28 protein-coding genes are annotated in these 26366 nt (G+C 58.3%); 14 read left to right on the forward strand and 14 right to left on the reverse strand.

Annotated features, from left to right (window positions below; translation table 11 throughout):
- Positions 1-20 precede the first annotated feature (20 nt).
- The gene (gene merT, locus EI185_RS01535) at positions 21-380 is read right to left on the reverse strand and encodes a mercuric ion transporter MerT (RefSeq protein WP_124703358.1); all 360 of its coding nucleotides are present in this window, start codon (positions 378-380) and stop codon (positions 21-23) included.
- Between the two features lie 117 nt (positions 381-497).
- Between merT and merR the strand changes: the two genes are divergently transcribed.
- The 11 genes from merR to EI185_RS01590 all read left to right on the forward strand — a co-directional run bounded on the left by merR (position 498) and on the right by EI185_RS01590 (position 11024).
- Positions 498-938 (forward strand): mercury resistance transcriptional regulator MerR, encoded by a 441-nt coding sequence (merR, locus tag EI185_RS01540; protein ID WP_223247607.1) that lies wholly within the window; start codon positions 498-500, stop codon positions 936-938.
- A 22-nt stretch (positions 939-960) separates the two neighbouring features.
- Positions 961-1983 (forward strand): quinone-dependent dihydroorotate dehydrogenase, encoded by a 1023-nt coding sequence (locus EI185_RS01545; protein ID WP_124703359.1) that lies wholly within the window; start codon positions 961-963, stop codon positions 1981-1983.
- A 79-nt stretch (positions 1984-2062) separates the two neighbouring features.
- The gene (locus tag EI185_RS01550) at positions 2063-4219 is read left to right on the forward strand and encodes a transglycosylase domain-containing protein (RefSeq protein ID WP_189836232.1); all 2157 of its coding nucleotides are present in this window, start codon (positions 2063-2065) and stop codon (positions 4217-4219) included.
- A 16-nt stretch (positions 4220-4235) separates the two neighbouring features.
- On the forward strand, positions 4236-5336 hold the full coding sequence (gene ald, locus EI185_RS01555) for an alanine dehydrogenase (protein WP_124703361.1): 1101 nt from the start codon (positions 4236-4238) through the stop codon (positions 5334-5336).
- Between the two features lie 157 nt (positions 5337-5493).
- The gene (gene rsxA / locus EI185_RS01560) at positions 5494-6069 is read left to right on the forward strand and encodes an electron transport complex subunit RsxA (RefSeq protein WP_124703561.1); all 576 of its coding nucleotides are present in this window, start codon (positions 5494-5496) and stop codon (positions 6067-6069) included.
- Position 6070: 1 nt separating this feature from the next.
- Complete coding sequence (rsxB, locus tag EI185_RS01565; protein WP_124703362.1) at positions 6071-6619, forward strand: electron transport complex subunit RsxB; 549 nt, start codon at positions 6071-6073, stop codon at positions 6617-6619.
- Positions 6619-8268: an electron transport complex subunit RsxC gene (rsxC, locus tag EI185_RS01570; protein WP_124703562.1), complete on the forward strand. Its 1650-nt coding sequence runs from the start codon at positions 6619-6621 to the stop codon at positions 8266-8268. Before rsxB ends, rsxC begins: the two co-directional genes overlap by 1 nt.
- Before the next feature lie 44 nt (positions 8269-8312).
- Positions 8313-9347, forward strand: a complete 1035-nt coding sequence (rsxD, locus tag EI185_RS01575) for an electron transport complex subunit RsxD (RefSeq protein WP_124703363.1) — start codon at positions 8313-8315, stop codon at positions 9345-9347.
- Positions 9344-9994 carry an electron transport complex subunit RsxG gene (rsxG, locus tag EI185_RS01580; RefSeq protein ID WP_124703364.1) on the forward strand — a complete coding sequence of 217 codons (651 nt, stop codon included), beginning with the start codon at positions 9344-9346 and terminating at the stop codon, positions 9992-9994. Before rsxD ends, rsxG begins: the two co-directional genes overlap by 4 nt.
- Before the next feature lie 2 nt (positions 9995-9996).
- On the forward strand, positions 9997-10680 hold the full coding sequence (locus EI185_RS01585) for an electron transport complex subunit E (RefSeq protein WP_124703365.1): 684 nt from the start codon (positions 9997-9999) through the stop codon (positions 10678-10680).
- Positions 10680-11024 carry a hypothetical protein gene (locus tag EI185_RS01590; RefSeq protein WP_124703366.1) on the forward strand — a complete coding sequence of 115 codons (345 nt, stop codon included), beginning with the start codon at positions 10680-10682 and terminating at the stop codon, positions 11022-11024. Before EI185_RS01585 ends, EI185_RS01590 begins: the two co-directional genes overlap by 1 nt.
- A gap of 66 nt (positions 11025-11090) precedes the next feature.
- Here EI185_RS01590 and EI185_RS01595 read toward each other — a convergent pair whose 3' ends face one another.
- The 4 genes from EI185_RS01595 to pgl form a co-directional block, all read right to left on the reverse strand.
- Positions 11091-11687 (reverse strand): TMEM175 family protein, encoded by a 597-nt coding sequence (locus tag EI185_RS01595; RefSeq protein ID WP_124703367.1) that lies wholly within the window; start codon positions 11685-11687, stop codon positions 11091-11093.
- Between the two features lie 32 nt (positions 11688-11719).
- Complete coding sequence (locus tag EI185_RS01600; RefSeq protein WP_124703368.1) at positions 11720-12268, reverse strand: NADPH-dependent FMN reductase; 549 nt, start codon at positions 12266-12268, stop codon at positions 11720-11722.
- 93 nt (positions 12269-12361) lie between these two features.
- Entirely contained in the window at positions 12362-13795 is a 1434-nt protein-coding gene (locus EI185_RS01605) for a DUF4139 domain-containing protein (protein WP_124703369.1), read from the reverse strand.
- Positions 13792-14517 (reverse strand): 6-phosphogluconolactonase, encoded by a 726-nt coding sequence (gene pgl, locus EI185_RS01610; protein WP_124703370.1) that lies wholly within the window; start codon positions 14515-14517, stop codon positions 13792-13794. Before pgl ends, EI185_RS01605 begins: the two co-directional genes overlap by 4 nt.
- A gap of 129 nt (positions 14518-14646) precedes the next feature.
- Between pgl and EI185_RS01615 the strand changes: the two genes are divergently transcribed.
- The 3 genes from EI185_RS01615 (at position 14647) to rlmD (ending at position 18866) form a co-directional block, all read left to right on the forward strand.
- Entirely contained in the window at positions 14647-16002 is a 1356-nt protein-coding gene (locus EI185_RS01615; protein WP_124703371.1) for an EAL and HDOD domain-containing protein, read from the forward strand.
- Positions 16003-16207: 205 nt separating this feature from the next.
- A complete protein-coding gene (locus EI185_RS01620) occupies positions 16208-17521 on the forward strand; it encodes a hemolysin family protein (RefSeq protein WP_124703372.1) in 1314 nt (437 codons plus the stop codon).
- A 40-nt stretch (positions 17522-17561) separates the two neighbouring features.
- Positions 17562-18866: a 23S rRNA (uracil(1939)-C(5))-methyltransferase RlmD gene (rlmD, locus tag EI185_RS01625; protein ID WP_124703373.1), complete on the forward strand. Its 1305-nt coding sequence runs from the start codon at positions 17562-17564 to the stop codon at positions 18864-18866.
- Between the two features lies 1 nt (position 18867).
- On the opposite strand, the gene EI185_RS01630 is transcribed toward rlmD, so the two are convergent.
- The 9 genes from EI185_RS01630 to EI185_RS01670 all read right to left on the reverse strand — a co-directional run bounded on the left by EI185_RS01630 (position 18868) and on the right by EI185_RS01670 (position 26293).
- Entirely contained in the window at positions 18868-20145 is a 1278-nt protein-coding gene (locus tag EI185_RS01630; RefSeq protein WP_124703374.1) for an RNA polymerase sigma factor, read from the reverse strand.
- Between the two features lie 11 nt (positions 20146-20156).
- Entirely contained in the window at positions 20157-20600 is a 444-nt protein-coding gene (locus EI185_RS01635; RefSeq protein WP_124703375.1) for a VOC family protein, read from the reverse strand.
- A 322-nt stretch (positions 20601-20922) separates the two neighbouring features.
- Positions 20923-21279: a YciI family protein gene (locus EI185_RS01640; RefSeq protein ID WP_124703376.1), complete on the reverse strand. Its 357-nt coding sequence runs from the start codon at positions 21277-21279 to the stop codon at positions 20923-20925.
- A 47-nt stretch (positions 21280-21326) separates the two neighbouring features.
- Positions 21327-21791: a GyrI-like domain-containing protein gene (locus tag EI185_RS01645; RefSeq protein WP_124703377.1), complete on the reverse strand. Its 465-nt coding sequence runs from the start codon at positions 21789-21791 to the stop codon at positions 21327-21329.
- A gap of 58 nt (positions 21792-21849) precedes the next feature.
- On the reverse strand, positions 21850-22437 hold the full coding sequence (locus EI185_RS01650; protein ID WP_502697133.1) for a YdeI/OmpD-associated family protein: 588 nt from the start codon (positions 22435-22437) through the stop codon (positions 21850-21852).
- Between the two features lie 32 nt (positions 22438-22469).
- A complete protein-coding gene (locus tag EI185_RS01655) occupies positions 22470-22961 on the reverse strand; it encodes a VOC family protein (protein WP_124703378.1) in 492 nt (163 codons plus the stop codon).
- A 47-nt stretch (positions 22962-23008) separates the two neighbouring features.
- Entirely contained in the window at positions 23009-23470 is a 462-nt protein-coding gene (locus tag EI185_RS01660; protein WP_124703379.1) for a VOC family protein, read from the reverse strand.
- Positions 23471-23494: 24 nt separating this feature from the next.
- Positions 23495-23923 carry a YciI family protein gene (locus EI185_RS01665; RefSeq protein WP_124703380.1) on the reverse strand — a complete coding sequence of 143 codons (429 nt, stop codon included), beginning with the start codon at positions 23921-23923 and terminating at the stop codon, positions 23495-23497.
- Between the two features lie 567 nt (positions 23924-24490).
- Positions 24491-26293, reverse strand: coding sequence for a putative bifunctional diguanylate cyclase/phosphodiesterase (locus EI185_RS01670; protein WP_124703381.1), 1803 nt, complete (start codon positions 26291-26293; stop codon positions 24491-24493).
- Positions 26294-26366 lie beyond the last annotated feature (73 nt).

The raw sequence follows: 26366 nt of genomic DNA on the forward strand, positions 1-26366 counted from the left end.
TACTCCTTGAATGAATTGAATTAATAAAACAACGGGGCGATATACGGGAAAGCCAGGGCAAGCGCCATTACCACGACCACCACCCAGAACAGCACTTTGTAGACGCGGTTGGTTTGCGGCAGCGCGCACAGCGAACCGGGAGTGCAGTCCTGCGCGGCGGGAGCGCGATAAATCTTCCGGAAGGCCAGCACCATGAATACAATACCGACACCGAGGAACAACGGCCGATAAGGTTCGAGCACTGCAAGATTGGCAATCCACGCACCGCCAATACCCAGCATGACCAGCACCAGCGGCCCCACGCAACACAGGGAAGCCGCAATGGCGGCAGCCACGCCGCCAATCAGCGGCCAGCTGCCCGCCTGTTTACCTTGAGACATGATTTCTCCTTCATTATCAATCGAGGGAACGATTTATCCCGATGCGCTACCCAAGCACCGTATCAGGCGACTTTTAGTCCGCACTACGGTTGGAAAATTCAGGATAAATTCCGTACCATGGTACGGAGTCAACAGGATTTTGAAGAGGTAGAGAATATGCATCATCAGGACATGACGATCGGGATGCTGGCCCGTCAGGCTGGCGTCAATCTGGAAACCATCCGCTACTATCAACGCAGGGGTTTATTAACCGCGCCCGCCAAGCCGCTTGGCGGCATCCGGCGCTACACTGATATTGACGTGACGCGCATCAAATTCATCAAACGCGCACAGCATCTGGGCTTTACCCTGGAGGAAGTCGGCGCGCTGCTGAAACTGGAAGATGGCGCTCATTGCACCGAAGCACGCAGCATCGCAGTCGAGAAATTGGCCGATGTGAAAAAGCGCCTGGAAGGCCTGCGCGGGATTGAACAGACCCTGCAAACGCTGGTGACCGAATGCGCGACCCAGAAGGGCAACGTGTGCTGCCCTTTGATTGCCTCATTACTGGAAAATTGAGATGCCGGGTTAAAATGCCCGCATGTATACCCTCCTCCGCCCCCTGCTGTTCCGGTTCGACGCCGAAACTGCCCATCACCTCACCCTGTCTTCGCTGCAAGCTGCGTACCGCCTCGGTTTATCGCGGCTGATTGCGCCGCCTGCGGGTGGCGAACCGGTTTCCTGCATGGGCATCACCTTCCCGAATGCGGTGGGATTGGCCGCCGGGCTGGACAAGAACGGCGCCTATATCGACGCACTCGCCGCGCTCGGTTTCGGCTTTATCGAAATCGGCACGGTCACGCCGCGCCCGCAGCCGGGCAATCCGAAACCGCGCCTGTTCCGGCTGCCGCAAGCCGAGGCCATCATCAACCGCATGGGCTTTAACAATGACGGCGTGGATGCGCTCATCGCCAACGTGCGCGCCGCGAAATTCCGCGGCGTGCTCGGCATCAACATCGGCAAGAATTTCGACACGCCGATCACCCGCGCCGCCGACGATTATCTGGCCTGTTTGCAAGCGGTATATCCGCATGCCAGCTACGTCGCGGTGAATATTTCCTCGCCCAACACCAAAAACCTGCGCGACCTGCAATCCGGCGCAGCCTTGTCCGATCTGTTGGGCAAGCTGAAAGCCGGGCAGACCCGGCTGGCTCAGCAGCATGGCCGGTACGTGCCACTGGCGGTAAAAATCGCACCTGATCTGGACGATGAACAGATCGCCGAAATCGCCCAGCTGTTGCGCAAGCACCAGCTAGACGGCGTCATCGCCACCAATACCACCCTGGCTCGCAGCGGCGTGGAAAAACTGCCTCACGGCAACGAGGCAGGTGGGCTATCCGGGGCACCGGTGCGCGATGCCGCCACGCGCGTGATTGGCAAGTTGGCTACTGCCCTTGCCGGAGAAGTACCCATCATCGGCGTAGGCGGCATCCTCTCGGCACACGATGCGCGCGAAAAAATCCTTGCCGGCGCGAGCCTGGTCCAGCTCTACAGCGGTCTCATTTATCGCGGCCCAGCTCTGGTGAGCGAATGCGTGCAGGCGCTGCGCAGCAGGACACACTGAAAATATCGTCCGATATTTTAAAAACCGAGAACAATAAACGCATGATGAGGTCGGAGTGACAGGCAGCAGGGACATGCTCATGAGCGGCAAAGCGTTTGCACATCTTTTTCTCTGGCTATTACTTGCCTGGAGCAGCGTGGGCAGTGCGTTTTCCGATACCCTCCCCAGTTTCCGGGAAGTCGAAGCCGCGCATCTCCCATCCGAAGCATGGCTGGTCGATCGTAATGGCGCGCCGCTCGATACGCTGAACGTCGACCCCAAAGTACGCCGCTTGCCATGGGTGCCGTTGCGCGAGCTGTCTCCGGCGATGCGGCATGCACTGATCGTGTCGGAGGACAAACGTTTTTATCAGCATTCAGGCGTGGACTGGCGCGCCTTCATCGGCGCCGCCTGGGAAAACCTGGTGTACGACACCCATCGCGGCGCTTCCACACTCACCATGCAACTGGTGGGCATGCTCGATCCGGCACTGTATCGCCACACCGGCGGGCGTACGTACACGCAGAAATGGGATCAAATCAAGGCCGCGCGCAGTATGGAGAAAACCTGGAGCAAGGCGCAGATACTCGATGCCTATCTCAACACAGTGACGTTTCGCGGCAATCTGTCGGGCATCAATGCCGCTGCCCAAGGCCTGTTCGGCCAGGAGCCCTCCAAACTGAACAAGGCAGAGTCCAGCATACTCGCTGCACTGTTGCGCGGGCCGAATGTTAAAGCAGAGATTGTGGCGGAACGCGCCTGCGGCGTGGCACGGCAACTCAGCATACCGCGTCCGTCGTGCGCAACGGTCACCGCACTGGCATACAAAAGCCTGGCTATGCCACCCCATATCGATTTTGGCGAACAATTGGCTCCCAACGTCGCGCGCATGTTTCTGCACACTCCCGGCGAACGGATACAGGTCAGCCTGGATGCAGGTCTGCAGCGCTTTGCAATTCAATCCCTGCAAAGCACGCTGGCAGCACTTCGAGGCAACCGTGTCGACGCGGGTGCTGTGATTGTCCTCAACAACCAGACCGGCGAAGTTCTTGCCTATGCGGATTCCGGCATCAATGCGCCCGGCGCGCAAATCCCGGATTATGCAGCCATGCCGCGACCGGCCGGCGCCACTCTCCAGCCATTCTTATACGGCCTCGCCATCGAGCAACGCCTGCTGACTGCGGCGTCATTCCTGGATAATTCGCCGCTGGCGCTGGAACCATCGCCGGATCAGGCGCTATTGCAGAACGACAGCACGGGAAGCGACAACTGGGTCACCTTGCGCACTGCGCTGGCTTCGTCGTTGCCCGCTCCGGCGATACGAACGCTGGCCTTGGTCACCCCGCCGGATTTTTATGATCGCCTGCGGGGGCTTGGGCTATTTTCTCCGGGCCTTAACCCGCCACAACGCGACAGTTACGCCCCCGGCGCAACGACCGTCACACTGACCGCTCTGACCAATGCTTATCGGATGCTAGCCAATGGCGGTGTACTCAAGCCGCTGGGCTTCCGCGTTGGCGGCGTAGCGGGTGCGACCCAGATCATGCCGGCGCCCGTTGCAGCCATCGTCACTGACATCCTGGCAGACAGCAATGCGCGCTGGATGAAGACTGGCCTGGACGGCGCCGTGACGACGTCCGGCTTTGCTGCCGTGAAAACCGGCCTCAGCCAGGATAAGCGCAACAACTGGAGCGTGGGGTTTTCGGATCAATACACTGTCGGCGTATGGGTCGGGAATGTCCCGGGCAGATCAATGCGCAATGTCTCCGACGTAAACGGCGCCGCACGGGTATGGCAGGCGTTAATCAACAAACTGAATGCCGTCCAACCCAGCCGAACGCCAAAGCTGCCTGGCGGTATCGTCGTTCAAATGGTGCGTTTCGAACCGCCGCTGGAACCGCCACGTCGTGAATTGTTCCTGACCGGCACCGAGCAAAGCGTGGTGACGCTGGCCGGGGATAGAAGCTTGGCGCAGATTATCGGCCCCGCTACGCTGACCCTGAATACGGATATACCTGCCGCATGGCAGAAAGTACGCTTTTATAGCCGCCCCATGCATCAGCGCTGGAACTGGCTGGTGGACGGCGAAGCTGCGCCGGTAGAATGGCTCCAGGCAGACGGCAGCCTGCTTTATACGCCCCAGCCCGGAATACACCAGATCAGCCTTGTTGATGATCAGGGCATCACGCTGGATACACTATCCTTTACGGTACAGGTACCGACTGCCCGTCAAGAGCCTCTGTTCACCACACCCTAGCTGCGAGGACACCCCCATGCTGATCGGCATTCCCAAGGAAATCAAGGATCACGAGTATCGCGTCGCCCTTACCCCGGACAGCGTCGCCGCGCTGCTGGCTGCAGGACACCAGGTTCGCGTGCAAACCGGCGCCGCTGCGCGCATCGGCTTTTCCGACGACGCCTACCGCGCCGCCGGCGCGCAGATCGTGGACAACGCGGCAGCCGTGTACGAGGCGGAGCTCATCGTCAAGGTCAAAGAGCCGCAAACTGCGGAAATCTCCCTGCTCCGCGCAGGGCAGATGCTATTCAGCTATCTGCACCTGGCCGCCGCGCCCGAACTGACCGCACAACTGCTGGACAGGAAAATCATCGGCATCGGCTTCGAAACCGTTACTGACGCCAGCGGCACGCCGCTGCTTGCCCCGATGTCCGCGGTGGCGGGGCGCATCGCGGTACAGGCGGGCGCGCAGGCATTGACCATGGCAAGCGGCGGCAACGGCACCTTGCTGTCCGGCGTGGCCGGAGTAGCGCCCGGCAAGGTCACCATCGTCGGTGCCGGCATGGTGGGCGCCAACGCGGCACGGGTCGCTGCCGGCATGGGGGCGGAGGTCACCGTGCTGGACCTCAGCATGGACAAACTGCGCCATTTTGACGACCTCTATCAGGGGCGGCTCAAGACGCGTTATTCCGACACTGCCGCGCTGACCGAACTGGTGACCGGGGCCGACCTGGTCATCGGCGCCGTGTTGTTGCCCGGCAGAAAGGCCCCCAAGCTGATTACCCGGAAAATGCTGGCTGGCATGCGTCCGGGTTCGGTGCTGGTGGACGTCGCCATCGACCAGGGCGGCTGCGCGGAAACCTCGCGCCCCACCAGTCATTCCCATCCCACTTACGTTGAAGAAGGCGTGGTGCATTACTGCGTCACCAATATGCCGGCAGCCTGTGCGCGCACCGCTACCCAGGCGCTGGCCAGCGTGGTGCTGCCCTATGCGTTGCGCCTGGCGAATCAGGGCATGGCGGCATTGCTTGCAGACAAAGGATTTCTCGACGGCTTGAATGTCTACCTGGGCGCGGTCACCCATCCCGCCGTGGCGGAAGATACCGGTCACCCTTACGTGGCCGCTCACACCCTGTAAGCGCTGTCAGGATTCAGTCAGGAAAAATCAGTATGCTGCTTGGCGCCGATCGGCCGGATGCAGTTTGCTTCCCCTTACTTAAAACTTGCATACTCTTGAATACAGCAGCCATGGGAAGGATAATGGCTGACTTATTGCATTTGAATGAATCATGGACATCCAGAGCTACATCCTGATTTTGATCGGCACGGTTTTCGTCAACAACATCATCATGGCGAAAATTCTTGGCCTGTGTCCGTTCATGGGCGTCTCCAAGAGCCTGGAAACCGCCATCGGCATGGGAGCCGCCACCACCTTCGTGCTCACCCTGGCATCCGGCTCCAGCTACCTGATCAACCAGTACCTGCTGGGCACCGATCTGACCTATCTGCGCACATTGTCGTTCATCGTGGTGATTGCGGGCATTGTCGGCTTCACCGAGATGTTCGTGCGCAAGACCAGCCCGGTACTGTTTCGCGTGCTGGGCATTTATCTGCCGCTGATCACCACCAACTGCGCGGTGCTGGGGATCCCGCTGCTCAACGTTCAGGCGCAGCACAATTTCATCCAGTCGCTGTTTTTCGGCTTTGGCGGCGCGGTCGGCTTCTCCATGGTGCTGGTGCTGTTCGCCGGGCTGCGTGAGCGGCTGGAAGGCGCGGACGTCCCCGCTGTGTTCCGCGGCACCAGCATTGCAATGATTACCGCCGGGCTGATGAGCCTCGCGTTCATGGGCTTTGCCGGTTTGGTGAAATAAGGTGCTGGCAGCGATTCTGGTGATGTCCGGCCTGGCCGTGTTTCTCGGCGCGGCGCTGGGGTTTGCGGCGGTGCGCTTCAAGGTGCAGGAAGACCCTATCGTCGAGCAAATCGACGCCATCCTGCCGCAGACCCAGTGCGGGCAATGCGGATTCCCCGGATGCAAACCCTATGCGACGGCCATCGCCAATGGCGATGCTGAAATCAACCAGTGCCCGCCCGGCGGCGAAGACGGCATCCACAAACTGGCCGAACTGCTGGGCGTGGAATTCAAGCCGCTCAATGCCGAACACGGTGAACCCAAGCCAAAATCCGTGGCGGTCATCGACGAAACCACCTGCATCGGCTGCACATTGTGCATCCAGGCCTGCCCGGTCGATGCCATTCTCGGCGCAGCCAAGCAGATGCATACCATCATCGCCCAGGAATGTACCGGGTGTGAATTGTGCATCGCACCCTGCCCGGTGGATTGCATCAGCATGGTCCCCATCGCAGAAGACGTCGCCACCTGGAAATGGAAGTACCCCGTGGTCAAACTGAAAGTCGCGTGATGACCCGTCAACTCTACGAATTCAATGGCGGTGTGCACCCCGAGGAACACAAGCACGCATCCACCAGCCGTCCGATCGGCATTGCGCCATTGCCCAGGATCTTGATCGTGTCGTTGCGCCAGCATATTGGCCAACCGGCCAAACCCATTGTGGCGGTGGGCGAGCAGGTTCTAAAAGGCCAGATGATCGGGCAAGCCGAGGGCTATGTCTCGGTAGCGGTGCACGCGCCGACCTCGGGCACAGTGACCGCCATTGCCGGTCATGCGGCGGCGCACCCGTCCGGACTGACCGATCTGTGCATCACCATTGCGCCCGATGGGGCGGATCGCTGGATCGAGCACAGCGCGCTGGATTACCGCAACATGGATCCCAGCCATCTGCGCAATCAATTGCGCGATCTCGGCATCGCAGGGCTGGGCGGCGCAGTATTTCCCAGCTTTATCAAGCTCAACCCCGGCGCCACCCAAAAAGTGCCTACCCTCGTTCTCAATGGCGGCGAATGCGAGCCGTGGATCACCTGCGACGATATGCTGATGCGCGAGCGCGCCGCCGAAATCCTCGCGGGTGCCGCCGTGATGCGTTATATGCTGCACAGTGACGAAGTACTGGTCGGCATCGAAGACAACAAACCGGAAGCCATCGCCGCAATGCAGGCGGCAGCCAGCCAGTGCGACTTTCCTGTGGAAGTGGTAACCGTGCCTACCCTCTACCCCGGCGGCGGCGCCAAGCAGCTCATCAAGACCTTGACCGGCAAGGAAGTCCCGTCGGGCGGACGCTCCACCGATGTCGGCGTCGCCACTTTCAACGTCGGCACCGCGTATGCCCTGCACCGTGCGGTCAACCACGGCGAGCCACTGATTTCGCGGATTGTCACCGTCACCGGCAATGTGCACCGCCCGCAGAATTTCGAAGTGCTGATCGGCACCCCGCTCGCCGAACTGGTGCGACTGACCGGCGCAACCCGCGACGACACCAGCGGCTACGTGATGGGCGGCCCGATGATGGGCTTCGATCTGATCAGCACCGATGTGCCGATGGTCAAGGCCACCAACTGCATCCTGGTCAAATCACTGGCACTGTTCCCCCCTCCGCCGCCAGCCATGCCCTGCATACGCTGTACCCGTTGTGCGCAAGCCTGCCCGGCGGATCTGCAACCGCAGGAACTGTACTGGTTTGCGCGAGCAAAAAATTTCGGCAAGACCCAGGAATACCATCTGTTCGATTGTATCGAATGCGGCTGTTGCAGTTATGTCTGCCCCAGCCACATCCCTCTGGTGCAGTATTACCGCTACGCCAAGAGCGAAATATGGGCCAAGGAAAAGGACAAGAAAGCCGCCGACCTGGCGCGCGAGCGCCACGAATTCCGCCAGTTGCGTATCGAGCGCGAACAGCAGGAGCGCGCCGCAAAACTCGCCCTGAAAGCCAGTGCCAAGCTCGCAGAAGCATCTCCTGAAAGCCCGGATGATGCCGCCAATGCCGCCAAAAAAGCTGCGATCCAGGCCGCGCTAGAACGCGCCAAGGAAAAGAAAGAAGGCGTCACCCCGCGCAACATTGAAAACCTGCCACCGGAAAAATTGCAGGAGATCGCCGAAATCGAAGCGCGCCGAGCCAAAATTCGCGCCATGGCAAAGGATGCGGTAGAGAAATGAACCCCGTGCACGCTCAACTTCCCATCCAGACAGATCAATAACCCATGCTCTCTTCCCCCTACATCGCGGAACAATCCAGCGTCTCCATCATCATGCTCAAGGTGCTGGCGGCGCTGGTGCCGGGCATCGCGGTTTACGTCTGGCTATTCGGCCCGGCCATCCTGGTGACGCTGACCCTCGCCAGCGTCACCGCGCTGGTGCTGGAAACCATCGCAGTGCGTTTGCGCGGCTGGCCGGCCAAGCCGTTCCTGATGGATGGCAGTGCGCTGGTCACCGCGTGGCTGCTGGCGCTTTCGCTGCCGCCGATCGCCCCGTGGTGGCTGATTGTGGTGGGGACATTTTTCGCAATCGTGGTGGCCAAACATTTGTACGGCGGACTGGGCAACAACCTGTTCAATCCGGCGATGGTGGGTTATGCAGTGCTGATTATTTCGTTCCCGGTGCAGATGACGCAGTGGTCGGCGCCGCTGTCGCTGGCGGGTGCGCATCTGAGCCTCCTTGATTCCGCGCAATACATCTTCACCGGGATATTGCCGGACGGTTTGAAACTCGACGCGATCAGTTCCGCCACGCCGCTGGATACGCTGCGCACCCAGTTGCAACTGGAACACACGGTGCGTGAAATCACCCGCTTGCCCATTTTCGGCAACCTGGGGGGCACCGGCGGCGAGGCGGTGGTGTTGATGTTCCTGCTGGGCGGACTGTACTTGTGGCTGGCGCGCATCATCACCTGGCATATCCCGGCGGCCTTTATCGCCGGCCTGTGGATTACCGGCGGACTGTTCCATATCTCCGACCCGGATCGTTATATCTCTCCATGGTTTCACCTCGCCACCGGCGGCGTCATGCTGGGCGCATTCTTCATTGCCACCGATCCGGTAACGGGCGCTACCACGCCGCGCGGCAAACTTATTTTCGGCGCAGGCATTGGTATTCTCACTTATCTGATCCGCACTCTGGGCGGCTATCCGGACGGCGTTGCCTTCGCCGTGTTGCTGATGAATATCATGGTGCCGCTGATTGACGCCTACACCCAGCCCAAAGTGTACGGGCACAAACAGAAAGAGCCCGCAGAATGACGCCGTTATTGCGTTCCGCTGCACGTGCCGCGCTGGTCCTGCTGGGCTTCACCATCGTCGGCACCGGCGTGCTGGCTTATACCTACGACATTACCCGCCCGGCCATTACTCGCAACGAAGACGCAGCGCGCCTGAAACTCATCAGCGAGACACTCGTCCCCGGCAGCTATGACAATAACCCGCTGCACGACGCCCTGCTGCTGCCGCCGCACCAGCTACTGGGCACCACCCTTCCCAGCCACGTCTGGCGCGCACGCAAGGCCGGCGCCCCGGTGGCGCTGGTGCTCGAGGCCACCGCGCCGGATGGCTACAGCGGCAATATCAACATGCTGGTGGGTATCGGCGCAGATGGACGGATTATTGGTGTACGCGTGGTAAGCCACAAGGAAACGCCGGGGCTGGGTGATTACATCGATATCGCCAAGAGCGCATGGATCCATATTTTCGACGGCAAGGCGCTGGATAATCCGGCCAGCGGCGGCTGGAAGGTCAAAAAAGACGGCGGCCAATTCGACTACATGGCCGGTGCCACCATTACCCCGCGCGCGGTAGTCAAAGCCGTACACCATGCCCTCGAATACGAAGCCGCGCACCGCAAGGAACTGTACGCCCCTGCACCGCACCCTGAATCTACCCCCGGAGCCTAACCATGAGCCAATATCGCGACATCATCGTCAACGGTCTGTGGAAACAGAATCCCGGCGTCGTACAACTGCTGGGACTGTGTCCGCTACTGGGCATCAGCAATTCGGTCGTCAACGCGGTCGGGCTGGGGCTCGCCACCACCATGGTGATGACCTTCAGCAACGGTTCAATCTCCGCCATCCGCAACCTGGTATCCCATGAAATCCGCATCCCGGTATTCATACTGATCATCGCCGCGCTGGTAACGGTGATCGACATGGCGATGAATGCCTTTATTCATCCGCTGTATCTGGTGCTGGGCATTTTTGTACCGCTGATTGTGACCAATTGCATCGTGCTGGCGCGTACCGACAGCTTCGCTGCCAAAAACCCGGTGCTGCCCTCCATGCTCGACGGCATGATGATGGGCCTCGGTCTCACCATGGTCATCACGCTGCTTGGCGCACTGCGTGAAGTGGTGGGAAAAGGCACCCTGTTCTCTGGTCTGGACCTGGCTTTCGGCCCCGCAGCGCGGGCCTTCGTCATTCACGTTGTGCCGGACTACAAAGGCTTTTTGCTGGCCATTCTGCCGCCGGGCGCCTTCTTTGGCCTGGGTCTGCTGGTTGCGCTACGCAACTGGTGGGATCTGCGCAGTAAAAAACGCGCCGCGCAGCATCTGCCTGCAGGCCTCGCTCAAGGAGTGAACTGATGCCAAAATTTGCGGATTCATTACGCGCATGGGGAACGCCTGACTTTAACCACATCCTTAAAAATGATATCGAACAGCTCGATGCCAGTCAGCTTCCCTTGCAACAAGGCTTGTCCATTGGCAGCTATGCGCTGGACAACAAACTCGACGTCATCGTCATCGGCGCTGCTGAAAAAGAAGACCATATACGCGCCAAGGTCGGCATTTTCTATACCAGCATCATTGCCGGTTGCAGTTGCGCAGACGACCCCACGCCCGTCGATGAAAACAATGAGTACTGTGTCATGCAGATTGATATCGACCCAGTCACGGCCGAAGCTGCGCTGATACTCCTGACGGATTAAGCACCCGGATTTTTCAGAATCAATCAGGGATGATGATCCAGCAATCTTTTGCTGTGGATATCTTTATTAATCATCGCTCCCATTCTCTCGTTCGGCAATGACCCGCTCGATACGGCGGTCGGGGATGAGCCACATCAGCGCGACCACTACGTACACCGCTCCGGCGATCCATTGATTGAAAAATGCGGAAGGGATGGCGATCGCGTAGAGCAACGGAGAGAGCTTGCCTTTGAGATCGTTCCCGATCGCCACCGCCAGCAGCGAGTCGCGGCCTTGTTCAGCCATGATCGCCTGCTGCAATATCCAATAAGCTATGGCTGCCATCAAAAGTACGATGCCGTAAAAAGCCGTCGGCGCAGAGGCAAAATGGTTCTCGCCCATCCAGCCGGTCACGAATGGAACCAGCGATAGCCAGAACAACAGGTGCAAGTTAGCCCACAGAATGGCACCGCTCACCCGCTGTGTTGTGTGCAACAGGTGGTGGTGATTGTTCCAGTAAATGCCCAGATACACAAAACTCAGGATGTAGCTCAGGAATACCGGCCACAGTGACCACAATGCAGCCAGGCTCGCATCGTGCGGCACCTTCATCTCCAGTACCATAATGGTAATGATGATGGCCAGCACGCCATCACTGAATGCTTCTAACCGGCCTGTACCCATCGTCGTTTCCTGCACAATGCACGTAGCATTGCCTAATTCACAAAATCCACGAAACCATGCAGGAATTGCTGCAATTGCGCCTGCAGTTTTTCGTCTGTCATCTCGCCCGCGTCGTTGAATACATTCCCCGCTCTGGACACGAACAGACGCCCGCCGAACCAGGGCTGCATGCCCAAAGTCCGCAGCACAGGCAGCCAGGCATTCTGTGCCAGGATCGTCCCGAACCCGCCGGGCGAAGCGCCCATGATCGCTACCGGCCGATTGCCGAAGACCCGCGGAATGTCAGCTGGAGGCCTCGATAGCCAGTCAATCGCATTCTTGAACACACCCGGCATCGCGTTGTTGTACTCGGGGGTAACCAACAGCAATCCATCCCCAGCGGCAATCTGGTCTTTCAGCGCCGCCACTGCTTGAGGGATACCTTCGCTCGCTTCGACGTCGCCATCGTAGAGCGGGATACCCTTGATGGTCGCTATTTCCAGACTGGAACCGCCTGGCATCAGACCTGCTGCGGCACGCAGCAGCGCTGCATTAAACGAGCCGGCGCGCAGGCTGCCTGCAATTCCGATGATCTTTGTTATGCTGTTCTCCTGTTATCTGAAGACAGGGTACACATTTGGGTGCCTTGCACTTTACTGCTCAGGCGAATTGCCAGGCATAAAGTGGCTCGCCCATCAATACTTCACCCGTACCCGATAGGTCAGCACGGTCTTGCCCTCAGCCGCCACCGGCACTTGCCACAATGCCGTTCCGGCCGCCTCTTTGGTATGCGGCAGAGACTCCGACAACACTTGCCAGTCGCCCGGCAAGGGCTCGAATACCTTGACGGTCACCGGCTGGTTTTTGGCATTTTTAAGGGTGATCTGGTAGGCCGATTCAAACACGTTGTTATAGCGCCCGCTCACGCCAATTTTCTGGAAATCGGTCTGCTTTCTGTCGGCGGTCACATCGAAGGCCTCGCCCAGTTTCAGCCGCACGCGCTCGTTTTTCGGGGTATGGTCGATGCTGTCTTCGCCGATGAATTGGGCGTTGCCCGCGCTGTCTTTCTTGTACAGACGCATCACGCCTTTGGGCAGCGGCACACCCAAGCCGGCGCCCTTGTTGTCGAATTCCACGAATACCCCGACCTTGATTTTTTGTCCGAGGTCGCCATAGCTGCCCTGGTAGTAATACGCTGCGCCGCGCAGTTCCAGCGATTTGCGCACCGGGATGCCGGTGGCGGAGAGCAGCGCGACCTGTTTGGTTTGCTGCTCGGCCAGCGTGGTTGGGCGGTTGAGGGTGTAGAGGTGGTATTCGAACAGGTTTTCCTGCGCCAGCGGCGCCGCTTCCGCTACCTGGGTTTGCATCTTCCCGCGCAACACAGTGGCCTGCATGGCTGTTTGCACCCGATTGACATCCCCTGCGACCAGTTGCAGCCTGGCATTGTGGTAACTCGCGCCACTCTGGTTGGTGAGTGTGACCCAGCCGTTCAAGTCCATTTTGTCATCCTGACCGGACAGTTCCGCTACATAATCGGCGCGCCATGACAGGCCGCCGGTCAGGTAAGACAGCTCCAGATTCTGCAAGCCCGCGCGTGGATTCACCATACTCATTACCAGGGTGGGCCGGTCACGCAGGTTATCCGGCACCCCGGCGAACGCCAGCCGTCCCGGCACCCCGGTCTCGATACGGTCACCGAACTTGAGCACCGTGCCGCCGTTGGTGGCCAGCACCGTAGCCCGTTCGCGCGTTTCCACACCGGTCGCCGGGTTGGTGCTGATCACGGTGACCTGCTTGCCCACATATTTTTCCAGCAGGGTTTGCGGGGTGAGCAAGTCGAAGTCGAAATTCTGTTCCAGCAGGCGGAAGCCTTTTGCATCGGACAGGTTGCGCAGCAATGCGGTTTCCGGCTGCATGCGCGCCGCCACGTCGCGCCAGGCCAGCTTGTTGAGGTCCGCACCAAGATTGACTTTGCGCTGATCCTTGACCAGCGCCAGGTCATTGTTGTAAATGGTCACCGCCACCGCAGTCTGGTCGCTTTGGGTGGTAAGTTTTTCGTCGGCAGGCGCGGCCTGGGCGGTACCGGTCGCCAGTGCCAGAGTCAGCATTATGGGCTTCAACGGATTCATGCATCCTCCTTATTCGCTGGCTGTATGCAGATACGCTCCACCAGCACATCCACGCCTGCCACCGGGCGAATCGCCGCCGCCGGAATCGGCTCGTCCCGGCGCCAAGCCGCGACCGCATCGCATTTGCCTGCTCCGCTTACCAGAAACAGCACCGCGCGCGCACGGCCCAGGCGGCGCGCGCTGAGGCTAACGCGTTCCGGTGGTGGCTTGGGTGCGTCCCTCACCGCCAACACATCCGGGCTATCCGGGCAGGTGCCCCAATCGTGGCCGGGAAACAGGCTCGCGGTGTGGCCATCCTCGCCCAGCCCCAGCAGTACCAGGTCGAATTCCTCCACATTGCGCAAGGTGTTCACGTAGGCATTGGCAGCGGCAGGCGCGCCCAGTTCGGCAGGTATCGTGTGGATCTGCGCGGCCGGAATCGCGCTGCTTGCCAGCCAGGCATCCTGCGCCATGCGGCTGTTGCGCTCAGGGTGATCGGCGGCCAAGCAGCGCTCATCGCCAAACCACACATGCCAGCCGCGCCAGTCTGTATCCATCCCATTCATCCGCGCATAGAGCGCCCGTGGGGTGGTGCCGCCAGCCAGTACCAGATGGAAGACGCCGCGTTCGCGCAGTGCTTCTCTTGCCGCCGCGTGAATCCGGATAAAAGCTGCCTCGACGAGTTGTTCGACAGCGTTGACGAAATGCCAACGGGTCGCAGCATCCAGTTGATGTGATTTCATGTTTTCAGTTTAGCCTAACCATGGCGTCAATCCTAGCTTGCAGGCGTTTGTACCCTGCCCGTAATCCGGCATCCGGGGGTGGCATGGTTGCTGCTTATCTTAAGGCGTAAACCAGTGCCGGAGATCATCATGCAAAACGACGTCATTCAAAATTCCTGCGACAAGGCCCGTATCGTCAACACAGTTGCCGGTGATTGGCACGGTGTAGCGACGCACGTTCTGGCCGTTGAAACAGAAGGACTGCCTTCGCGCCAGGATGAAATCCGCGAACGCCTGCTGTCGCAGCAGACAATATATGACCGTGATGGTCAAATCCATGCCGCTGAACTGACGTTGCGCGTCAAACTGGCTTACAGCCACAGCCAGCCTTCCATGCCGAAATTGCGCAATGCCGAGGACGAAACCCTGATTGCCGGACTGTATTCGCTGGTTGAAGAAGGCACGCTGAGAAAGAACATCCTGTTTGCCAGTGTTACGGCCGACACCCTGATGTCAGCCGACATCGAATACCTGCCACCCCAAAATGTCGTGTTCGCAGTCCATGCAGGCATTAGCGACGTCTCGACACTGTTGCCCAGAATCAAACGCCTCACCGAATGCGGCTACCGCATCGTGCTGGACAATATCAACGGCGACGAAGCCTTCCTGCCGCTGGTTGCAGTGGCTAAAGCAGTGCGCATAGACGTAAGCCGCCACGACGCCATTCACCTTGATAGCCTGCAGCGTACCCTGCGCGCCATGGGAGCACACCAATTAATCGCGACTGACATATGCAGCGCAGAAATGCTGGAAGTCTCGCGCCAACTTGGGTTTGACCTGTTTCAGGGTACCTTCGTCACCCAGACCGGGGGAAAACCCGCGATGAGCATGGCGGTAAACCGTCTGCGCCTGCTTGAACTCATTGACCGGGTCATGGCGCACTCGGATATGGCTGAAGTGGAATCCCTGCTGAAAATGGACGCTGTACTCAGCTACCGTCTGTTGCGTTACGCCAACAGCGCCGGATGCGGCGTCGTTCACGAAATCACTTCGATTGGCCAGGTATTGCAGCGCATGGGCCATGCAGCACTGTATCGCTGGCTCACCCTGCTGTTGCATAGCAGTGGCAAACCCGTTGCCGTCAACCCGACCGTATTGAAGCGCGCCTTAACCCGTGCCAGTTTCATGCAGGCGCTGGCCGGCAAATGCCTGCAGCCGGTCAATGGCGACGAACTCTACCTGACGGGCTTGTTCTCGGTACTGGGTGAAATGCTCGACATGCCGATACAGGACGCCATCGCCAACCTCAACCTGGGCAGCTCAATCCAGCAAGCCCTGGTGAATGGTGTTGGTATCTATGCCGGCTTCCTGGAACTCGCCCTGGCGTGTGAAGCAAACAACGAAACCCGCATCGAGAATGGCTCGGCCCAGTGCATGGTGTCCTACATCGACGTCAATATCGCACTCATCAACGCATTGATTAGCGCGGAAGAAGCCGCCTTGTAACACAAACATCCACCGGCGCAGTCCGGGCGCGCCGTGTAATCGGGTAAAATGCTGTCTCCCGATTCACGGCGCGTTGTCATGTTCCCAATTCGTGTTTTCGATATCGAAAGCATCCCCAATACCAGCGGTCTGCGCAAACGCACGCAATCGTGCTGCGAAGCACATCCCCACAACCGGAAAGGACAGGGCGATTTTCGTTCCCGTTATGGGCAGTAACCTGTTTTTGATCATCGTCGCGCTGCTGCTGGTGGCGCTAAACGGTTTTTTCGTGGCTGCCGAATTCGGCATGGTCAAACTGCGCCAAACCCGCGTGAAGGCCATCGCCAAGGTATATGGGCTGCGCGGGCGCATACTCGCCAAGGTTCATGCCAAGCTCGACGCGTACCTGTCCGCCTGCCAGCTTGGCATTACCCTGGCTTCGCTGGGTTTGGGCTGGATCGGCGAACCGGCCTTTGCCGAACTGCTGAAGCCGTTGCTGGCCTTTATCGGGGTCGAGTCTGTCAGGCTGATTCACGGCATCGCTTTTTTCTTCGCATTTTTCACCATCTCATTTCTCCATATCGTGGTCGGTGAGCTGGTGCCTAAATCACTGGCGATCCGCCTGACCGAGAAAGTGGCGCTATGGACTGCTGTACCGCTTTACGGTTTTTACTGGCTGATGTATCCGCCGATCTGGGTACTCAACACCAGCGCCAACTGGGTACTCAGTTTGACCGGACTGGACCGTACGCATGGTCACGACGCTCATTATTCGGCCGATGAACTAAAGCTGATCCTGAAAAGCAGCCGTGCCAGTGAGCATCTCACGCGCGACGAATGGAACGTACTCGCCCACACTCTCGATTTCAGCGATCTGGAAGTCACCGAGCTGATGCGTCCGTTCAATGAAGTTGTGGCCTTATCGGCCAACCATACACTGGCGGAAAATCTCGAACTCATCACCCGTCATCGTTTCAGCCGTTACCCCTATCTGGACCGGAATGACGAGGTCAAAGGCGTCATTCATCTGAAGGACATGTTCCTGGCCGAGCTCAAGGAAGGCGATATCGAGGATCTGGAAAAATTTATCCGCCCGGTTCTGCAGGTCTCCCCCGACATGTCGGCGATGGAACTGTTTCGCCGTTTTCGCCAAGGGGCACCCCACTTCGCAGTCATCGGTCATAAAGGCAGTCCGCCGCTTGGCTTTATCACACTCGATAATATGCTGAGCGCGCTGGTCGGCGAGATTCGCGACGAATTCCGTCATAGCCAGAACGACTGGACCAAACTCGATGACGGCACCCTGATCGGCAAAGGCAGTCTGCCGATATTCACTCTGGAACGCGCGCTGAGGATAGAACTCAACAACGATGAAGTGGATTCGATCGGCGGCCTGATCATGTGGAAACTCGGCGATATCCCCAAGGAAGGCGACAAGATTGAATTCGAGCATTTCGACGTGGTCGTCAAAAAAATGAGCGGCCCGCGCATCGTGCTGGTACGTGTCCATCAAAAACCGACGGCGCAATCCGGCAAATAATAGTTTTTACCTACAATTCCTGTTAGCACTCCACATCCAGATGAACCCCACCCCACCCACCCTTGATATCGAATCCCTCAACCATGAAGGGCGCGGCGTCGCGCACCGCGACGGCAAGGCGATTTTCGTGGACGGTGCGCTCACCGGCGAGACCGTGACCTACTCGGTGTACCGCAAAAAAGACACGTTCGAGATGGCGCAGGCCGTCCGCATCCTGCGCGAGAGCCCGGCGCGCGTGAAACCGCGCTGCAAGCACTTCGGCGTATGCGGTGGCTGCAGCCTGCAACACATGGAACCGTCTGCCCAGATCGCCGCCAAGCAACGCGTTCTCGAAGACAATCTGGCGCACATCGGCAAGGTCCGGCCGGAAACCATGCTGTCGCCCATTCATGGCCCGGCCTGGGGCTATCGCAGCCGCGCGCGGCTATCAGTACGGCTGGTGGAAAAGAAAGGTGGCGTGCTGGTCGGATTTCACGAAAGAAAAAGCAGCTTTGTCGCCGAAATGACCAGTTGCGACGTGCTGCCGCCACGCATTTCGGCGCTCATTCCGCATCTGCGCGAAATGATCATGCAACTATCAATTCGCGACCAGCTTCCGCAACTCGAACTCGCTGCTACTGATGCGGTGGACGTACTGGTGATTCGCCACATGGTGCCGCTTGCCGAAGCCGACGAAATCCTGTTACGCAGTTTCGCCGATACTCACCGCATCCAGTGGTGGCTGCAATCCAAGGGACCCGACACCATCGTGCCATTCTATCCGCTGGACGCACCGGAGCTGGCCTATACGCTGCCCGAGTTCAACCTGGTGATGCCGTTCCGCCCCAGTGAGTTCACCCAGGTCAATACCGCGGTGAATCCGGTCATGATGCGGCGCGCCATGCAACTGCTTGACCCGCAGCCCACTGAGCGCATTGTCGACATGTTCTGCGGTCTGGGAAACTTCACGCTGCCCATCGCGCGTCGTGCAAAACAGGTGGTGGGCATCGAGGGCAGCAAGGAACTGGTCGCCCGCGCCCGCCAGAACGCCGAACGCAATGGTATTCACAATACCGAATTCAGGGTGGAAAACCTGTTCGAGATCGGCGCAGAACAACTGGCTGCACTCGGCCACTTCGACAAAATGCTGATCGATCCGCCGCGTGACGGCGCCTTCAAACTGGTCGAATCACTGGGTGACGACGCGCCCCGGCGCATCGTTTATGTCTCCTGCAACCCGTCCACGCTCGCCCGTGACGCCGCCGTGCTGGTGCATGACAAAGGCTACCGTCTGCGCGCAGCGGGCATCGCCAACATGTTCCCGCATACCGCCCACGTGGAATCCATCGCGGTATTCGAGCGCTGATTCATTTTCCGGCCAGGCACGCAGCAGCACGCGCCAACAGCAGCGCGCGTTCGCGGGCGTTGTGTGTGAGCACGGCGGCGCGCCTGAATTCGGCACAGGCTTCGTCCTGACGACCCAATTTAGCCAACAGGTCTCCGCGTACGCTGGGTAGCAGGTGGTAATGCGCGAGTGCGGGTTCATCGCGCAGGGTATCAACGTGTTCCAGCCCCGCTGCCGGGCCGAATGCCATGGCCAGCGCAACAGCGCGGTTGAGTTCGACCACCGGGGAAGGAGCGATCTGGGCCAGCGCATCATAAAGCGCGGCGATGCGCGTCCAATCGGTTTGTTCCGGTGTGCGCGCGCGGGCGTGACAGGCAGCGATGGCGGCTTGCAGCGTATAGCTGCCATACGCGTCGCCTTGCGCTTCGGCACGCGCCAGTGCCGCGAGGCCACGCTGAATCAGCAGGTGATCCCAACGGGCGCGATTTTGATCGAGCAGCAGGATGGGTGCGCCGTTTGCATCGACGCGGGCGTGTGTGCGCGAGGCCTGTATTTCCATCAGGGCAACGAGGCCATGCACCTCGGGTTCCTGCGGGATGAGTTCTGCCAGGATGCGTCCCAGCCGCAGGGCTTCCTCGCACAACGCGGGCCGCATCCAGTTATCCCCTGCGGTGGCTGAATAGCCTTCATTGAAAATCAGATATATTACTTCGAGCACAGACATCAGCCGTGTGGCAAGTTCATCAGCACGCGGCACTTCGAACGGCACGTGCGCTTCAGTCAGGGTACGTTTGGCGCGCACGATGCGCTGGGCGATGGTTGGCTCGGGTACCAGGAAAGCGCGGGCGATCTCGCCACTTGTCAGCCCGCCCAGCAGACGCAGCGTCAATGCCGCGCGCGCCTCGGCCGCAAGCAGCGGATGGCAGGCGGTGAACATCAGGCGCAGCAGGTCGTCGCCTACGTCGTCATCAATGGCAGCGTCTACTGCATCGCTGAACTCTGCCGCCGCCATGGCGTGCCGGGCGTCAAGCTCATGGCTGAGCGCTTCGTGTTTGTGCGCCAGCAGGGTTTTCCGGCGCAAGTGGTCGAGGGCACGATGCCTGGCGGCGGTCATCAGCCAGGCCGCCGGATTGTCCGGCACACCCGACTCGGGCCAGTGCTCCAGTGCCGTCACCAACGCATCCTGCGCAAACTCTTCCGCCAGCCCCACATCGCGCAGCATGCGTGCCAAGGCGCCGATGATTTTGGCGGACCCCATGCGCCAGACGGCGTCGATGGTGCGTTGGGTAGCGCTGGTCATGGAGGTACAGTCTAGCCGCCCTGCTTCAATAGTTCGGTATAGCGCCGCTGCATTTCGTCGGGCGAGACATTCTCGATGCTGTGGCCGATGTTCCAGCGATGGCCGAAAGGGTCACGGATGTTGCCCGAACGCTCCCCGTAGAACTGGTCTTTGGCTGGCATTTCCACGACTGCACCAAGATTCGCCGCCTGCTGTATCACTGCATCGGCATTGTCGACGTGGAGATGGGTCGTGACTGCGGTGGCACCGATGTTCTGCGCGCTACGGATGCCCCATTCCGGAAACTCGTCCGAGAGCATCAGGATCGTGCCGTTAAAATCGAGTTCGGCGTGACCGACCCGGCCATTCGGCTCGGTAAGGCGAAATTTTTCCTTTGCGCCAAATGCAGCCACATAAAAATCGATGGCGGCGGGGGCGTTGCTGACACACAGGTATGGGAAGAGCTCGCGTACCATTTTGATTCTCCTGTCGGGTGAAAGATGGCAAAACTCTATACGCCTTCGCTCACGCTGTCTTGAACGCAATTGACCTCGGCTGCGTGACCGGCTGTGTATGCACAGGCATCGTCGATACTGTTGAACAGCCGCCGCGGCGCATCAGTCAGTCGAAATACGAGATATCAACATGCCTTATCCGCCACTGGTTAAGCAAGTCCGAAAGCCGGCGGGTTTGCAGCAACATCCCTCTCAATCCTGTCGATCTTCTATGGCAGCCACCTCTGCATTTCATTGGGACGGGCTCTTTTTTGATGGCCCTTCGACGCTTAAAATGCAGCCGTCAATTGGCATAACACGGCGCAATTTCACGCACCTCTACCGTTGCCCATTGAGCGGCCGGGCACGCACTGGCAATGGCGACAGCTTCTTCGCGCGTCACGCCATCAAGCAGGTAAAACCCGCCCACCATCTCCTTGGCCTCGGTGAACGGACCGTCACGCAACGCAGTTTTGCCGTCGCGCAGCTGCACGCGCACGCCGTGCTGATCGGCACGCAAGGATTCACTGGCACGCAGCAGGCCGCGTGCGGCCAAGCCTTCACCAAAGCGCACCATATCGGCGTACAGCTGTTTGCCTTCATCCTCGGTGCGCGTGTCGCGCTGGCCGCGCGGTTCGATGATCAGCAGCAGAAAAGACATGGTGTCTCCTGTCAGTAATGAAATGTTTTAACCGCAGCGGCAGGCAGCTAATCCAGCACCGGCCGGTTGAGCTCCGTGCGCCAGCTGGCCGGGTCAGGGCTGGTATGCGGCCCGGCGACATACCATTCCCATAGATCAGTGTCGGGCGTATGGCCATTGGCCTCGATCCATCCCATGAATTCGCCCCAGGCAGCAGGCAGCCCCTCATAAGGACCATGGTAGATCGTACGCGCCACTTTGGCAGCGCGTAACTGACCGGGCTGGACGCGCCCGGCGGCGGATACGGGTGTGCTGACAAAGAAGCCAAGTTCGAAATCAAAACGATCCGGGCTCATGGTCAGGTGGTGTGCAAACGCTGATCCATTGGGTGTGATGTCCTGTGCGGACAACACAGTCAGCAACTCGTCAACAGCCGAGCCAAAAGCCTGCATCATTTCCGCGCGTGGAATGTCGAGGTGGATGACTGCAGCAAGCCGGGCGGCGCTGTGTGTGATGTAAGGCGTGTCGATCATGATCGGGACTCCTTCAGGGACAGGTTGAGCAACTTATTGGTAAGAATGCTCGAACGGGTCACGGGTGCACCTTCTCATGTCGTTCCAGCATTTGCACAAACTGGGCAATTCGCCTGGCGCGTGTTTCGGCTTTTTTGACGGTTTGAATTCTGAACAGAACAGCGTACCGATTCCGGCTGTCGAGCGCTTCAAAGAAGCCCCTTGCTCGCGCATTAGCATCCAGCGCAGATTGAAAATCACTGGGTACAGTCGCCTTGCTGGCCGAATCATACGCAGCGTCCCAGCGCCCATCAGTTTTTGCGCTTTCTATCTGTTTGAGCCCCGCTGGTTTCATGTTCCCTGCCTTGATCAGGGCCAGCGCCTTCTCTTTATTGATCTTGGACCAAACACTTTTGGCTGAGCGTCGAGTGAATTTCTGGAGCCAGAATTGCTCGTCGTGAGTTTGTTTTTTCCCATCTATCCATCCAAAACACAGTGCTATTTCAATCGCTTCGTCATATGAAACCGACGGTATTGCAGCGCCTTTTTTTGCGATCTGCAGCCATACGCCTGGCGACGTGCTGTGGTTTTTTCCAGCCATGCGGCCCAGCTCTGCTGCTGTTCGAAGTGATGAATCGGCAGAGCCGTAGTGGACCTTGATTGGGATTTCATTATTTTATCTTTCCCGGCCTCGATAACTCATTCAGTTTCGAAGGCGCGCTGCAAACCGGCGATGTCGATCTTTTTCATCTGCAGGATTGCCTGCATGACGCGATTACGTTTGTCCGCAATGGGGTCAGCCAGCAGTTCAGCCAGTTTTCTCGGCACTATTTGCCACCACAGCCCATACCGATCCTTGAGCCAGCCGTATTGCTGAGCTTGCGCGTTACTCCCTTCCCCGAGTCTGGACCAGTAATAATCGATCTCGTCCTGGTCCGCGCAATCGACCACAAAGGAAACCGCTTGGTTGAACGCGAATATCGGCCCGCCATTGAGCGCGGTGAACGACTGTCCCTCGAGCTCAAACGTCACCGTCATGACCGTTCCCGGAAGCTGCCCGTGAACCGCTTGCCCAGCTTCAGGATAGCGGGTAAGGCTGACAATTTTCGAATGCTTGAAAATCGAGACATAGAACTCGGCGGCAGCTTCGGCGTTGCCATCGAACCAGAGGAAGGGGGTGATCTTTTGCATGGCGCGGTTCCTGGTAAATATTCGGGCGGCCCCGGTTTGATACGCTGTCAGCCCAGCATGGCCTTCATGGCCTTCTGCATCTCGTCCGGCTTGACATCGCGGGTATGCGTGGCGATCGACCACTGGTGGCCGAACGGATCGATCAGCACACCGTAACGGTCGCCCCAGAACATGTCGGCAAGCGGCATTTTAACCGTGGCACCGGCAGCCACGGCCTGCGCGAACGTCGCATTGGCGTCCTCGACATACAGGTGCAGCGTGACCGACGTGCCCTTGAGCGAGGCCGGCCCCAGCGAACCCCATTCCGGCATCTCATCAACCAGCATGACATTGGAATCACCGATACGGATCTGGGCGTGCATGAGCTTGCCGGGGGCGCCAGGCAGACGCATCACTTCCACGGCGTTGAATGCACGCTGGTAAAAATCAATGGCTGCGGCCGCTCCGGCGCATACAAGGTGCGGGGTGATGCTGTGGCTGCCTTCAGGGATGGGTTTGATGGTGGACATGGCAAGTACTCCTTGTTGTGAGGGTCAGGGATGTTGCGATGCGATTTCGGCGCGCAATTTTGCTTCCTGCGCGCGCAGTTCAGGCGTGAACTCGGCACCGAAGTCTTCCGCCTCGTATACCTGGCGGATTTCGATTTCGGATTCGCCATCGAACGGGTTGGGGCAGCGTTTGACCCATTCGATGGCTTCGGCCAGCGATTTCACCTGCCACAGCCAGAAGCCGGCAATCAGCTCCCTGGTTTCGGTGAATGGGCCGTCGACGACGCTGCGCTGGCTGCCGGAAAACTTCACACGCACTCCTTTATTGCTGGGGTGCAGGCCTTCGCCCGCCAGCATCACGCCGGCTTTCACCAGTTCTTCGTTGAATTTACCCATTTCGGATAATAATTGTTCACTCGGCATGACACCGGCTTCACTATCGGCGTTGGCTTTAATCATGATCATGAAACGCATGGTCGGCTCTCCTGTCGTGTTGAGGTCGGCGTGCTGCCTATCAGCATAGACTGCTGGCATGACGCCCTGACAATACGACGAACGATAGGAAGTGAAATCGACACGCTGGGAAAAATATTTTGCAATGCACCTTGGTGTTAATGCAATAGCCTAGCCATCATTATCCATCTGAAAACCGCAGGCTCGGGGTTTCCGGTTGATTCTGGCTGTTTCCTTCGATTTTTTTGCAGACCCCAACCCATGATTACGAGTGCCCATAAAAAAAGCGCACTAAAGCACGCCTCTTTCACTAACATTAACGTATCAGTAACGATTGCCGTGCTGGTCCATGACAAAGGTGACCGTTTACGGGCAGCGGGCAACGCCAACATGTTCCCGCGCACAGCCCACGTGGATTCCATCACCCTCTGTGTAGAAACAAAGCGTGAGGACTGCTGGGTGCACGTTTCTATCGGGCGGCAATGGTCGCATCTCCCCTCCCAGCGCATTAATCAGAATTCCACTTCGAATTTGAACCCGTGCTGCTTAAAACTGCACGGCACAGCGAACCTTGTTACAGCAGTACGACTATTGTTTAGCCAGAACAGGACGTCCAAAGAAATAGCCTTGTGCCCAGTCTATCCCCAGTTCACAGAGAATATCAGCGGTATCCGCATCTTCGACAAATTCGGCTATCGTGGTCAACTGCAGATCTTTTGCGATATCGCTAATGCGTTTGACGATCTGCCTGACGCGCTTGTCTTTTACCTGTTGAATCAGGCTTCCTTCAATTTTCAGGAACGAAACAGGCAGGTCAGCCAGATACTGGAATGAAGAATAGCCGCTACCAAAATCATCAATTGCCAGGCGCATTCCATAATCAATAAATGGAGCAAGCTTGGCTTTGACTGCATGGGCATCGCCGAGCAATTGTCTTTCCGTAATTTCCAGCACCAGAGGCTTGGTGAGACCCATATCCACCCCACACGATATGCACGCCGCCTGAGCTTCAGCAAACAAACCCTGAATCAAATCCTGATGCAGCAAAAGATCCGCTGAAATATTAACGAAATGCGCTAAATTTGGGCCGCCGCCAGAAATATTGGCTGCACAGCGGTTCATGGTCTGTTTGATGATCTGGTAATCGACCAAGTGGGTTAGCTGCAATTCCATTGCCGCCGAAATGAAGTCGGCAGCCACAATGATTTTTCCGGATTCATCGATTAATCTGGCCAGGGCTTCTTCAGCAACCGGCCTTCTGGTTTTCAGGTCCACGATTACCTGATGGGCCGGCACCAGCCGGTTGTTTTCTATGGCGGTGTTGAGTTTCGCCGCAATGGAATAAACCTCTCGCTTGTCCCTGGCCGCCACCACACGATTGCGACCAGATTTCTTGGCTTCATAAAGCGCAGCATCCGCTGCCTTTATCAGGAAGTCCGGCGTATCGCCATCGCGGGGATAACTGGCAATCCCGATGCTTGCAGTCGTTCTGATTTTTTGCGTATTGAGCTTAATTGAGAATTTCTCGATTGCGTCCCGCAGCCGTTCGGCAATCATCAGCGCACCATGCTCATCGGTGTCGGGCAGGATAGCCAAAAATTCCTCGCCGCCCCACCTGCTCAACCAGTCACTCGTGCGCAGCGTCTGCTTTGCGACTTCACTGATTCCGAGCAATATCCTGTCGCCAATATCATGGCCATAATTGTCATTGAGCATCTTGAATCGATCCAGATCGAACAGGATCATGCTGAAAGGCTTTGCGCATCTTTTTGCGTACGCATACTCGCGGTTGATCACCTCCTGTATTGCGCGCCGGTTAAGCAGGTCGGTCAAAGGATCAATCGAGGCCATTACCTCCAGCGAGACTTTCAAACGGGCTTGATCCAGGGCGACGGTAGCCAACTGGGCAAAAGCGATGAAAGGCTCTACTCCGATCTGCTCAAAGTAATCCTGCATATCAACAAAAATCACGATCAATCCCCTGAAGGGATGACTCGGATCACCGATCGGCAAGGTCAATCCTTCCTGTAAACCGTACCGAATCGCATTTTCGCGCCAGATACCGAAGCTCGAATCGGCATGGACTTGTACCAGAACAGGTTCGTTATTTGCCAACGAACGCCTGCCGGGGCCTTTCATCGCTTCCGGAGAAAGATCAAGCACCAAATCCCGGGTATATTCGGAAGCCCTTCCTACCGAGTAAGAGGGCCTGATCGTTTCAGTACCGGGATTACCCAAATACATCCAGGCCAGGCAAATACGCTCAGACGATGCCACCAGCGCATCGCAGGCCGCCCTCAATACTTCATCGGGGGTATTGCCCTGGGCCAAGCTTTTGGTAGCTGTTAACAGAGCCTTGTATATGGACAACTGCTCTTGAGAGAATTCCATTTCAGGTATGCTGCCACGTTTGGGAAGATGATGCTGGGTTGCGAAAATTGATCTTACCCCTGTTTTGCATATC

Source organism: Sulfuriferula multivorans, from assembly GCF_003851125.1.
Lineage (GTDB): Bacteria > Pseudomonadota > Gammaproteobacteria > Burkholderiales > Sulfuriferulaceae > Sulfuriferula > Sulfuriferula multivorans.